Source organism: Flavipsychrobacter stenotrophus (assembly GCF_002954265.1).
Classification (GTDB): Bacteria; Bacteroidota; Bacteroidia; order Chitinophagales; family Chitinophagaceae; genus Flavipsychrobacter; species Flavipsychrobacter stenotrophus.
On the sequence record NZ_PPSL01000003.1, the window covers coordinates 143,871 to 157,723 of the forward strand.

Annotated in this window: 5 protein-coding genes; 3 read left to right on the forward strand and 2 right to left on the reverse strand. The window is 46.8% G+C overall.

The features are described from left to right. The first annotated feature begins 26 nt into the window (after window positions 1–26). Window positions 27–1,919 carry an AMP-binding protein gene (locus tag CJD36_RS10855; RefSeq protein ID WP_105039195.1) on the forward strand — a complete coding sequence of 631 codons (1,893 nt, stop codon included), beginning with the start codon at window positions 27–29 and terminating at the stop codon, window positions 1,917–1,919. Between the two features lie 91 nt (window positions 1,920–2,010). Here CJD36_RS10855 and CJD36_RS10860 read toward each other — a convergent pair whose 3' ends face one another. Then, a complete protein-coding gene (locus tag CJD36_RS10860; RefSeq protein ID WP_105039196.1) occupies window positions 2,011–7,236 on the reverse strand; it encodes a M4 family metallopeptidase in 5,226 nt (1,741 codons plus the stop codon). 215 nt (window positions 7,237–7,451) lie between these two features. Between CJD36_RS10860 and CJD36_RS10865 the strand changes: the two genes are divergently transcribed. Continuing rightward, window positions 7,452–9,080: a hypothetical protein gene (locus tag CJD36_RS10865; RefSeq protein ID WP_105039197.1), complete on the forward strand. Its 1,629-nt coding sequence runs from the start codon at window positions 7,452–7,454 to the stop codon at window positions 9,078–9,080. A 61-nt stretch (window positions 9,081–9,141) separates the two neighbouring features. On the opposite strand, the gene CJD36_RS10870 is transcribed toward CJD36_RS10865, so the two are convergent. After that, the gene (locus tag CJD36_RS10870; protein ID WP_133162597.1) at window positions 9,142–10,170 is read right to left on the reverse strand and encodes a tetratricopeptide repeat protein; all 1,029 of its coding nucleotides are present in this window, start codon (window positions 10,168–10,170) and stop codon (window positions 9,142–9,144) included. Between the two features lie 910 nt (window positions 10,171–11,080). Between CJD36_RS10870 and CJD36_RS10875 the strand changes: the two genes are divergently transcribed. Then, window positions 11,081–13,672, forward strand: coding sequence for a vWA domain-containing protein (locus CJD36_RS10875; protein ID WP_105039199.1), 2,592 nt, complete (start codon window positions 11,081–11,083; stop codon window positions 13,670–13,672). Window positions 13,673–13,853: the final 181 nt, after the last annotated feature.

Genomic DNA, 13,853 nt, shown 5'->3' on the forward strand with positions numbered 1-13,853 from the left:
AAATAGTTTTAAAACGCACTTGTCTTATGTCATACTCCGATATATACGATCATAGCATTAGCAACAGGGAAGACTTCTGGGCAGAACAGGCAAATGAGCTGAAATGGAGTAAGCCGCCGCAAACTATTTGTACCCCTCAAAATGGCCACCACAAGTGGTTTGCAGATGGTATGATCAACATGAGCGAACTCTGTCTCGATCGTCATGTACTAGAAGGGCGAGGTATGCAAAATGCCATTATTTACGACTCTCCTTTTACCGGTCAGGTAGAACATATCACCTACAAATCACTACTCGATCAGGTATCTAAGTTTGCAGCCGGGTTACGTAATTTGGGTGTAGGGGAAGGAACAACTGTTATCATCTACATGCCTATGATTCCGCAGGCGATTGTGGCTATGCTGGCATGTGCCCGCATAGGTGCTATTCACTCTGTGGTATTCGGTGGCTTTGCTCCACACGAGCTGGCCATGAGGATCGATGATGCGAAGCCAAAGGTTATCATATCCGCTTCTTTCGGTATCGAGTTCGATAAGAAAATACCATACAAAATACTGGTAGATGCAGCCATAAAGGAAGCAAAACATAAACCCGAATATCAGGTGTACTACAGGCGTGAAGAGGGTTTCGACTCGCTGGCGGGTAAAGGTGAGCTCGACTATAATGCACTCATGCGTTGTGGCACCGTCGATGCAAGGCCATATCCCTCTACTCATCCACTTTATATTTTATACACATCGGGTACTACAGGTACGCCTAAGGGCATCATAAGAGATACAGGAGGTTATGCTACAGCGCTCAACTTCACCATGAAGAATTTTTACAACGTCAGGCCCGGCGATGTATTCTGGGCGGCGAGTGATATTGGTTGGGTAGTAGGTCACTCTTACATTGTCTATGCACCGCTGTTGTATGGCTGCACTACTATCCTATACGAAGGCAAGCCGGTGCGCACACCCGATGCAGGTGCCTTCTGGAGAGTCATAGAAGACCATAAGGTCAATGTACTTTTTACCGCACCTACTGCTATAAGGGCTATTAAGAAAGAAGACCCCGACGGCCGGTTGCTGAAGAAGTATGACCTGTCTACACTGCGTCAATTATTTCTTGCTGGTGAGCGCTGCGACCCTGCTACGTATGAATGGATCAGCGCCTTGTTACAACGCCCTGTTATAGACCATTGGTGGCAAACCGAGAGCGGTTGGCCCATGCTCGGCATCATGACGGGTATAGAAGGTACAGTCCCTAAGGCCGGCGCCGCCGGTAAGCCGGTTTGTGGGTACGATGTGCGCATTCTTACAGAAGAAGGTGCTGAAGCCGCGGTAGGGCAGGAAGGCTATGTGGTGGTAAAACTCCCGCTTCCTCCCGGATGTCTTACCACTCTCTGGAAAAACGAGATCCGGTACATAAAAGGCTACCTCGAGCACTTTCCGGGCTATTACCTCACCGGCGATAGTGGCTTTAAAGACGGCGATGGTTATTTCTATATTATGGGCCGCGTAGATGATGTCATCAACGTAAGTGGCCACAGGCTCAGCACAGGCGAAATGGAAGAACTGGTATCAGGTCACCCCGCTGTTGCAGAGTGCGCCGTTATGGGTATTGCCGATGAGCTGCGCGGACAGCGACCCGTAGCGCTTGTGGTGCTGAAAGATGGCCAGACAACCAGCAATGATGACATTGAAGTTGCATTGGTACAGCTCATAAGAGAAAAGATCGGCGCAGTAGCATATTTCCGTAACGCAGCTGTTGTAAAGCGTTTACCTAAAACAAGGAGCGGCAAGATCCTCCGAAAGACCATCAGAAATATTGCCGATGGTACTCGTTTCACGATGCCTTCAACCATCGAAGATCCCACGGTATTGGAAGAAATAAAACAGGTTATGCGCACCCGTAAGTTGGGTAATGCTTTTATATGATAGTTATACCGCTAAAGTCTGCGGCACCCACATCCCTAAAACAATAAAGCACCTCACATGAGGTGCTTTATTGTTTATATCAGGTAAATGATTACTTATTCACAACTACATGGAATACCGCATTGGCGCCTGCCGATGTGATACTGACCATGTAAACACCCGCTGCCAGAGACTGATTGAGCGATATGGTTGTATTCACATTGCCGTTAACTACCGCTACATTATTTGTGTGTACAGTTTGTCCCAGCATGTTTGTCACCTTTATTGCCAACTCATCATCGCTGGTTACCAATGTGCCCTTTATAGTGAATGTACCATTGTTAGGGTTAGGCATCAGCATGAACTTATTGCCGGTAGAAAGGTCAGCAACACCATTGGTTACATTTACGGTAACACCACCGCTTATTGCAGTTCCCGGAGATGCACAGATAAGTGTACTTGTCACTCGGCATGTAACCACATCAGCTGCGGTTAGTGTAGTAGTGGTATAAGTAGAAGAGGTCACACCCACAACCGGTGCGCCATTTATGTACCACTGGTATACTGCACCTGCACCCGCATGTGGCGCGGTAGCGGTAAACGTTACCGGTGTGCCGGGAGCAGCTGCTGTATGATCTGCTGTTACGTTTATTGTATTGGTTACATTGCTGTCAACTGTAATGGTAAGTGGTGTGCTCCATGCAGTATCCACCAGGCGGCAGAAATAGTTGCTGGTCATACGGCACAGCAGTATATCGCCATTGGTTGGTACATAGTTGTAAGCAGGGCCGGTAGCCACGTTCACGCCATTTTTGTTCCACAGGTAAGATGGTGTTGTTCCGCCAAATGTAGGAATACCAACAAATGTAGCCATTGTACCCGCACATACAGTATCATTAGGCAGCGCATTGATCACTACTCCGGGTGTTGCAGGTGTCATAATAGTCATTACAAGCGTAGCTGAAGCTGTATCCGGCACTACACAAGCTGCATTGCTGGTAAGTAACACCTGCACCTGGTCGCCGTTAGATGGTGTATAGCTGAAGGTGCTGCCGGTACTTATAGCTGCACCATTTACATACCAGTTGTAAATAGGTGCAGAACCACCGTTAACCGATGTTGGCGTAAATGTAACCGTACTACTCACTACACAAAGCGTAGTACCCGGACTTGCCGCAAGGCTAACCGATGGCACCACTATAAACCCTGTGGTAACAGTTACCGGTATCATATTAGAAGTAGCTGAGCAATTATTAAGGTTGGTAATGATAACGGTATAATTGCCCGTCAGGTTGGTGTTGTAGGTCGAATTGGTTGCGCCCGGTATATTCACACCACTTTCCTGCCACTGGTAAGAAAGTCCCGCGCCCGTATTGGCTATAAGAGTAACACTACTGCTGCTGCAGAATGTTGTAGTTCCCGATGCCGTGATCGTAGCAGTTGGTGTTGCGAATATCGTAACCGTAGCCACCTGGTTGGTAATGCAACCTGCAGCATTATTAACCGTATAGCTAATGGTGGCGCTACCTGCGCTGCCGCCGCCTACAGTACCAGTGGCACTTACTGTGGCAATTCCCGTATTGCTGCTGCTCCAGTTACCAAATGGAGTAGCATCGCTAAGTGTGGTGAGCGATCCCGCACATGCGGTAAGCGTACCTGTTATGCCTGCAACTACCGGGCTTGCGTTAACTGTTACCGAAAGGGTAGCAGTTGCTGAGCCGCAAAGATTGGTTGTTGTGTAGGATATGGTGGCAACGCCGCCTGCTACACCCGTAACCATGCCCGATGCAGTAACTGTAGCCACGCCTGTGCTGCCACTTGCCCATGTACCGGAAGGTGTTATATCTGTAAGTGTTATAGACTGCCCCGAACATACTGTAGTACTTGCGCCCGCTATTGGTGCGGTATATGCCGAATCAACACTTACCGCTGTAGCCAGCGATGTGCCTGTACAACCACCCGAAGTGATCTGTACCTGATAGCTACCGCCATGTGTAGGTGCATAGCTCGATGTTGTTGCACCGGGAATATTCACAGCACCCTTCTGCCACTGGTAAGTATACCCAGCTCCTGTAGTAGTAGATAACGTTACACTGCTACCCAGGCAGAAAGTTGTAGGGCCGCTGGCTGTAATAGTAGTAGATGGCGATGCGCAAAGTGGGCCATCGGTAAGGAAGAACCTGCTGTTGGCAAGACCTGTGAACGTACCCTTAAAGGCGGTATAGTTGGTGCCTGCTGTGAGCGTTGGTGTCAATAGCACACTGTTGGCCGATGATACTGTAGCATCTGTAGGTTGCTCTGTCTTTACCAGGAACAATGTTGCCGGTGCAACACCATTCAGCTCGGTAGTGGTCAGGTATATCGTTGCGTCATAAGTAGTGGTCGCGCCATTGATCGTTGGGTTAATGGTCACTTCTTTCACCGACCTGTTAGTGCCTGCAGAGAATGCAGACGGTGCGAAGCCTACACCGGCCGCAGTAATATTAGCAGATACACAACCCAGGTTGGCAGTCTCGTTATTTGTTGTTGCTACAAGGCTGGTGTCAGATGCATTCCAGAAATGTACCTTGGTGCCTGCTGTTACTGTCCAGGTGCGGTTGCTGCCCAATACAGTTGCAATTTTAGACGGTGGTACTACCTGTTTGAACCGCATTACCGGACGCGCGTTGCTCAGATTGCTACCCGTTCCGCTCCAGCCCAGAGAACATCCCGTAGTTCCGGTTCCGGTTGATTGGTTGTGTGCGCAAATGTTAGCACCTCCTTGTATTCCGATCATCTGGTCATTGGCACCGAAGTTCGATGCGTTTTGTCCATAGCAGGCTTGCACCATTACGTTACTGGTACCATCCCATATAAAGTTTGTAGTAAAGCCTATCGTGTCAAGCCCCAGGTTGGTAGTATGATTAAATGCAGGTATTACGTTTACAAGTCCGGCAGATACAAATGCGGAACCAACATCTGTAGACGTAGTATTAGCCATGTTTATCGCATACCCAACAAATGGCGTTGTAGAGCTTTTTGAGGTAAGCGTAAAACCTATCTGGCTTATTGCCACTCCCGGTCTTACACCTGCTGCTGTCATTTCCGCAGCAGTCAATATCCATTGTGTGCGTGATCTGCGGTTCGCACCGGGGAATGCCGATGTAAGGTTGCAGGTAACAGCTGTTCCGGTGTTCAGGGTGTGATATTCAACACCTCCTGCCAGTACATTACTATCATTATTGTAAATAGCAATACGCATTGAATCTCCTGTTGGTGAAACAGTAGCAGTGCTACCCATTGTAGCCAATGTAAATCCAAGCGTCAGGTTCTTATTGTCATTTACCGCGCCGTTATCAAATATTGTAAGCGTAGCATAGCGGGTAGAAGTATCACTCGCTATAAATGTGATCGGGCTTCCCGTAATGGTATAATCAACACCCGCTACAGCCGTGCTGTAAGGTGCAGCTACAATAGTTACAACAGGGTTGCCACCGGTGATGGCCGGGCCTGTTGGCTTAAGGCCTATATTGATAACGCGGCTTGCAGGGCAAGTAGTGGTAGCGGCATATTCTGTAGTGCTGAGCGATGTAGTTACAAAACCTATCTGAGGTGTGCAGGCTACAAAAGCTGCACCCACACCTACCGCATACCATGCATTGGTTACGCTTTGTACTTCGGGCGAGCATGCGCCAAATAAGGTAGTGGCGGTAGCTATAGATGTAGTGCGGAAATTAGCATAGGTTGCGTTAGAGCCCAGTGCAAGTTCTGTCTGGTATAGAATGGTTGCGGCAGATGTCCAGCCTATTGCGTTTACATTATAGCCATTACCATTAGAATTAGTTCCTATGCCGCCCATTACTACGAGATAGTACCACTTATTGGTAACTCCACTGTTCGTGTGTACACCGCATTGGTCATTACCTCCGCTAGGTGTACAGCCTGTAACGTTTACCCAGTAAGGGTCGTTATTGCCATATGTATCAGGATTGCTCTCGTTGTGTGGGAAATCCATGCTTCTCAGTGGTGCACCACCGCCTATTTCTTCTCCTATCTTCCACACTTGCTTAGCAACAGCATCAACTTCAAAAGGGTTGGCGAAGTTCTCAATTGTAGCACCCCAGCAATCGCTCAATCCTTCGTTCATTGCACCCGATTCACTGGCGTAAACCAGGTTAGCAGTAGCCTCACATACACCATGTCCTATTTCGTGTGCCGTTACATCAAGGCTGGTCAATGGCGAAAAGCCACCCGAAGCAACACCTGATCCGTCTCCATATGTCATTTCAGTTCCATCCCAATAGGCATTATCAAAGTTCACATCATAGTGTACATATTGAAGCAATATGCCATCCAGGTTGTCCCAGCTAAGACGGCCCTGCTGTGTTAACCAGTAGTCATAAACTTTTTCACCTGCCCAATGCGCATCAATGGCAGGGCTGTCAGCCGTAGCAATGGGCCATGAGTTAGACGCGCTTGTAAATTCGGTAGCCGATGCATAGTTGGTACCATTATGCATATTCAGCGTGTGTACACCATTACCACGGGTACTATCATAAAGAACATAGTTGGTGCCAACCTTACTGGTTATAATGGGTACAATTCTGCTGTACTTACTTCCGCCAGTGGTTGCAGTATGCTTGATCATTGAGTTAGAATGAAGAATATGGCCATCAGTAGCATCTACAAATATTTTCTGCCTGCTCATTGGCTCTTGTGCATATACGTCGAACGAATAGGCAAGGTGCATTTTCCTGTCCCCAACACCATTGGTATAGTCTTCTATCCAGGTAAGTATGCCATGAGGCACATATGATGTGTCCGCTTTATGATAGCGGGCCTTGATCAATGCTTCCATTGAAGGGTCCTGCCACATATATTTCGTAGCACCAACCAGCTGAAGGGCTTTGGTAAAAGCAGTGCTCTCACTGATTACCGGAATAGCAGACACATCGGTTGTCGTATTGTAATAGTTCCCACTGATAAAGTTGATGACGCCATTCTTTATTGTCACGGTAAAACTTCCGTATTCTGCTTTAATACCTTTATAATATTGGTAGTAGCGTGCAGTAGTTACCTTAGATGGGGTAGTCGTGCTATACGATTGTATCATCTTTACTTTAGATGCATCTACGCCCAGGTATTTAGTAAATACTTCCTGCTCTTGTCCCGCTTTCCATCCTGCTGAAGGGGAGAAGGTGATAATAGCCGGAGTATTGTCAACGCTATTCCTTTCTATAGAAAGAATAGTGTTGTCGGCAGCCTTTTGTTGTGCAAATGCAGTGTTACCGTAAACGACACCACAGGTAGCAAATAGTGCAAGCGCAAGCCGTGCTCTTTGTGTAGCAAAGAATGACATATAAGTTATATTAAAATGATATTATAGATAATTGAGCCGTAAGGTAAGCATTTTGTACTATATAACATTGTGTTCTACAGCCATTTGGGGCCAACAATTTTACCCAATCAAATTCCCGCAGAACCCACCTTTAAAAAACTAACCAAAAGCTAATATTATCTGACGGTCGTGTTCGAAGTCAATAAGGGTATTTATTATTTCCTATTTTTACCCATATGAAACTATTACGGCCATACCTGGTAGTACTGTTTATGTTACTGTCTGTAAGTGTGCAGGTAGCTGCACAGCAAATAGACGAAAAACTCCTGGTTCGTGATGCCGGTGATTCCCTGCTGCTCAAAGCTTTCAGAGCCGCTTTCGATACCTCGGGCAACTATTACTTCGAGACCCTGCTCCCCGGCAAGGGCGACAGGTTTGCCATGATCACCAACAAAACAAAGCACGATCCTGTTTTCTGGGGGCAGAATATTGCTTCTACTGCCTATAAGGCCCTGGTGGCCGATGCCTTTTTTACCGACTCTACCCGCAAAAAGATCTGGTACAAAAACAAATCGGGCACAAAAATATACGGCCCACATGCAGGCAGAATACGTGAAGTGCTGGAATATGGTAAAAACAATGTGGCCGTAGAAATGTGCATTGGCGCTAAGAGCTACCTGTATATCAATGACAGCATGGTCAACGAGACCGATTCCCTGCACCAGCTGTGGCTCTGCGCTTTTAGCGACAATGGCCATTGCTTGTATACTGTGTACAAAAAAGACATGTTCAGGTTGTACCTCGATCATCAGCAGGTCGATTCTGCCGAAGAAATGTTCTCTGAAATAGCGGTCAACAATAATAAGTTCTACACCTACGTAAAGCCACAGGGCGGCAAATACTACATACACACGCCGGCTCAGCGCTACGGTCCATTTGGTATTGTTGAGTACTCCGATCTGTGGAACAACAATGCATGGTACTACCGCGGTTGTGTAGATTCCCAGTGTTACATACTGGTCAACGGTAAGCTGATCGATAAGATACCCGAAGCGCATACCACCTTCGACGATGGATCCGGAAACACGGTTTATAAGAGCGACGAGCAGATAGCCGTACAGCCATATAGCGCCGAAAACTACCTCGTTGCCTACAATCAGAATAATGATAATGGCACCTTCCTCAATGTGAACGGCAAAGTGTCGCACCACAATTATTCATACCTGGGTTTTATCTTTTCCGATAAGAAAGATGGTTATGCCTTCTACGGCTCCCGCAAAGATTCCATAGGTGCCGAGCGTACTTATAAAAACATAAATGGCAAAGAGATAAAGCTGCCGTCTTTCCGTAGGGCAAGATACCGCCCCCATACTATGCAGATAGACCCCGACGGCTCATCACTATATTACTACGAGACTGCCGATTCCATGTACCTGTTCAGGAATGATACTCTCTTATGCAAGCCGGTCAACAAAAAGCGTTTCCTGGTTTGGGATGCTACCGTTCTCCCGCAAATACACCCCGATGGGTTGGAATACTTCCAGGGTATCAATGCCGACGGGGCAAGTTATATTATTTATAACAACAAACTGTCCCGTCCATTACCACTCATTCTGCCCAAATATGATCGTCTGGATGAACCACAACGCGGCAGCATAGTAGCCGGAGACCTCAATCACAATGGTTTTTACATTATAGAGAATACCGCCCCCGGCAAATACCTGCTCGTCATCAACAACACCATTTACAAAGAGCTGGAAGGTATAGACCGCATTCTCGGCGATCAGGGCTATCTCAATGATCACAGCCTTGTCTTTTACGGCACAAAGGGTAGTGGTTTTTACCAGTTTACGGCACACTTTTAGGCGTCTCGTTACATCGTACGGGCAATCCCTTGCGGTTGCCCCACCCAACACAATATCTGCTTCACCTCGGCATATGCTTAGCTATCCTTTTTTGTAGCCGCCGTACCGTCCATCTGCCGTAAAGATCGCCGATCTTCATTTCCAGTTCCATTGCGGCATTGGTGTGTCTTAACGCTTCTTCGTATTTGCCCAGCTTAATGTAAGCCATGGCTGCCCGCTGATGGTCATCGGCCATAATGCTTTTTTTGCCCAGGCGCGTATCAATTGCCAGCCCTTCAAGGCAAGGAGCCAGCGCCTTGGTGTAGTCGTGCATTTGATAGTAGCTGTCGCTAAGGCATATGAGCGTAATAGCCTTGTATTCACTGCTGTCATAGTCTGTCAATAGTGTTAGTGCCCTATTATCGATCTCCACTTCGCGGGCATAATCGTGCATCATAGAAAATTCAATGCCAAGGTTACAAAGTGCACCTGCCTGCGAGTATCTGTCATCTAATGAATCAAACAGTTGAATAGCCAGTGAGTCGAAGTGTACCGCATCATTAAATTCACCTTTCTTATCCAGCAGGAACCCCATGTGCATGTAGGCAAATGCCCGTGTCTTTTTATCATTTATGCGCAGTGCCAGCGCCAAAGCTTCTGTGCCGTAAGCCCTTGCCTCCATCTTCTGTCGCCTGGATACAAACGCCACGTAGCCTAGTTTCGTCAGGGCCATTACCTGTCCGGGTGTGTCATTGATGTTTCGGGCTATTGCCATCGATCGCAAAGCGCAATTTCGCGCACTGGCGCTGTCTTCAAGTACATTATTACAGAGCGCCGCATTGGCTAATGCCACCACCTGCCCCCTTGGCCAGTTCAGCTCTTCGGCCAGAGCCAAAGCTTGTTTTCCGTACATAAGACCTTTCTGTGGATTGGTCCGGCTAAGTAAATAGGAACATTCGTTGAGCATTGAAACCTTACCGGTATCCTTTGCGCTTTGATCAATTACCCTAAGCAAAGAGTCGATTCTTCTTTGGTCAGGTCGTTGCGCCCAACCCACGATACTGAAACCGATACTAATGATTATGATTAATGCGCTGCGGAAGTGATTCATATAGGTCGGTGTAGGTTATAAATATACAAAAATTCTCTAAGGGCTAAATATTTTCAACACTTCAAGTAAGCCTCACAACACATTCATACACCAACACTTACATACACTTATCCACATTTTTGTGAATATCTTTATTTTTCAAACTCATTTTCCCGTATTAATTTACACCCGATTAGACGCAAAGTCTAACCATTTTTCTTTGACATATGAATTCTTACTTCAGTTCGCCCACAACACATGTAGGGGCTGGGCTCGCTCCTGCCCTGTGTGCCAGCAACTAAAATCGGGCATCATGAAAATGTTTTAATCCTTTAAATCGTGGTTCAGACAGGTAGGGGCTGAAAATTTTCAGCCCTACAAAAAGTGGCAGCATGTGGCAAAAAGTGGCAGAAAGTGGCAGAATGTAGCAGTTAGTTAAAATCATCGGAAAACCGCACCCAACATGCATTTCATTAGCAATTACAGGTGCAAAACTGCCACTTTTACGAAAAACTGCCACTTTAAAAAAACGCCCAACAGACTTATTCCGCATGGTCGTTGCCAGCTTGCCCTCCGGGAGGCCGGGTGGTATTCGGGTAGCCCCGCAGTCATATTCAATGACAAGGCTAGCAGCAAGCACACCCGAATGTCAGGGTGAGGCTCTCGAACCCCTGGCATTCGCACGGGACGTATTCGTTTTAGATCAATAATTACATTCTGTGCTTGACGGACTAACCCAACCTTCCGCCATGCAAATGTCCGCTTGCGAAAAAATAGTATAAGAAAGGCATGCATTTTCCCCCTCACCCCTTATCGGCACATTTATTGTCGGGGTAATAGGAGAGGGATATATTGCATAATCATAGGTTTTAACGCTAAACTTTTGAGATTTGTATATTGATAGCGTAGGTTTGCCAACGAAGTGTATTTCATGAAGTTAAGAGTTTTCATATTATTTATATTCAGCCTGTCATTTGTCTTTCGCTCTGTAGCGCAGGAGAAAAGTGATTATACGCAGTCCCGTATCTTATTCCTGCTTGATGAGTCTTCGAGTATGCTGCAAACATGGTCTACAGGCAAGGAAAAACATAAGATAGCCAACGAGATCATTAACCGTCTTATGGACAGTGTCAATGCGGTGAATAGTGACGTGCAGTTTTCACTTCGTGTATTTGGTAATCAGCACACCGTTCCAGAGCACGATTGCCATGACACCAAAAGTGAGGTCCCTTTCAGTCCCGATAATAAGGCGCAGATGAGTTTCCGGCTCGATGACCTTCATCCACTGGGGGTAACCGCTATTGCTTACTCATTGAGCGAGGCAGCCGACAAAGATCTTTTAGACGAGGCACACAATGCCTACAGTATAATATTAATAACAGATGGTGGCGAAAGCTGTAATGGCGACATCTGCGGGGTGATGGACAAGCTGATAAGGAATAAGGTATTCTTCAAACCATATGTCTTGAGCCTTGAAGACCTGCCCGAACTGAAATCGGAATATGCATGTTTAGGCAACTACCTGCCGGTCACTAAAAGATCAGACATCACTAAGGCGGTCACTACAATTGTAGATGCCTTCCGCCCGATGCTGAAGATGACCAAGGTCGATTACCAGAAAATGCAGGTGATCGCCTCAAAAGCGCCAAGCGCATTAAAGGTGAATATGCCTGCTGTAAAAGCAGAAGTGCCCGTGGTAGAGCCACCAAAACCCAAACCTGTTGATACAGTTGTTGCGCCGGTAAAGAAATCTGCTATTGAAGTAAATGAAGAGCCTAAACGTCCGGCACCGGTAAAAATGTCCCTGGCAAAACGCCCTAAGTGGAGGAATATGTTTGTAGCACCGCCGGTGTTGAAGGCGCCGTCACTCGTTACTATTATTCCGCCTGCGATCAAAGTGTCGGAAGATGATGTTGCCATACCTCACGCAGCACCTGTTAAGCTGGTTGTTGCAAATATGCCCAAGCTCAAAAAGCTGCCGGTTGCCAAAGCTTCATTGACAAGTTTGACCACGGTAAATGTAATTGTACCCGACATTAAAATAGAATTGCCGGTTATAAGGCCTGCGGCAATAACAATGGTTATGGCAAAAATGCCGAAGCTTAAAAAACTGCCGTTGACGAAAACTTCATTCCCTGGTTTCACAACAATGGCCGTTACGGTGCCTGTAATAAATATAGAAATACCCGTAGACAGGCCAGCTCCGGTGAAACTGGCAAAGGTACAGCCGGGCAAAATGCGCCGGTTCGCTGTGCAGAAAGCAGCACCGTTTGTAGCTGCAAAATTCCCCCCTGTTCAGTTCTCTATGGATGTTGACCCGGCAGATATTGCACCCGCACGGCCGGCATCTTTTAAAATGCAGTCTGTAAAAATTACAGGGCTTAAAAAATTCAATACCAGCCTACCGGCATTAACGCCGCTAAAGAAGCTTAAAGTTGTAGCGCCTGACATTAAAGTAGAAATGCCTGAACCGGAGAAGCCGGTAGTTGTAACACCACCAACGCCCCCTCCGCCACCTGTGGTGGCGCGTACGCCGCTGAAGTTACCCAAGGCGAAACGGGGCAACTTCCGCATGCATCTGCTATACGTTAACACTTTTCTCGATTCTGATCTGAAGCCAGTTAAGGTGCCACCTGTACCTATATTCAAGATCACGGAGCCAACACCTGTTCCGCCTAAGCCAACTACACCGGTAAAGCCAAAACCCGGAAAACCTGTAACAACATCCACTCTTCCCGCTACACCTAAAACCGGCGAGTACACGGTAGAGCATACAGATGCGCAGGAAACTACGCTGGAGGTGTACCTAACTAATGGCAGGGGCAAATTCTATTCTACCACACCACGTGTAGTATTATTCGACCCTAAGAACAACAATAAGGAACTTAAGCGCTTCTTCAGAACAGTAGATGAAGCCGGCAACCCCGATCCGCAAACTAACTTACCTATTGGCCCGCTCGATCTGACGATCGTTGGTCGTGATGATCTGCTGGCGCATGTAGACATACAGCAGAACAAACACAATAAGGTATTTGTAAAGGTGAATAATTTCACCCTGTTTTTCCGTTATGATGGTGCACCAGACAGGCCGGTGAAAGAGTTTACAGCTACGGTCACCCAGCGCAACGTAAACAACGGAAAGATGATAGAACAGAAGTGTAGTGATAGAAAGGAATACGAGCCGGGCAATTACCACATTGTTGTTCACTCTTTCCCCGAAGAAGTGTTCAATGCTGATCTCGATGATTTCAGCCGCGGACTCACAATAGCACAGCCGGGCTTCGTTAAGTTTACATCAGAGGTCAACACGAATACTATAGGATTGTATAAGGAGCTCGGAGACAAGTTCCTGCAATTTGCAACCCTCAATCTCAGCGACCCTAAGACCCAACACCTGCAGATTCAGCCCGGTAAGTATCAGGTACATTACAATAACGGCCAGACCAAGTTTGCTGCATCAGAAAGAGTGATCACCTTCATAGTTAAGAGCACACAGGAAACTGAAGTAGTACTTGTAAAATGACGTGAGTTCAACGAATTCAAAAACGGGATAACGATAACAAAAAAGAAAATAAAAAGCAATGTCATTAAGTTAAGGATTAGTATGAAATCAATAGCTCTGAAAGAGCTCACTCAATAGCGTAGGGCGTTAGCCCTACGTATAAAAACCTAAGGAAATAAGCTCTGAAAGAGCGTACTCCTCT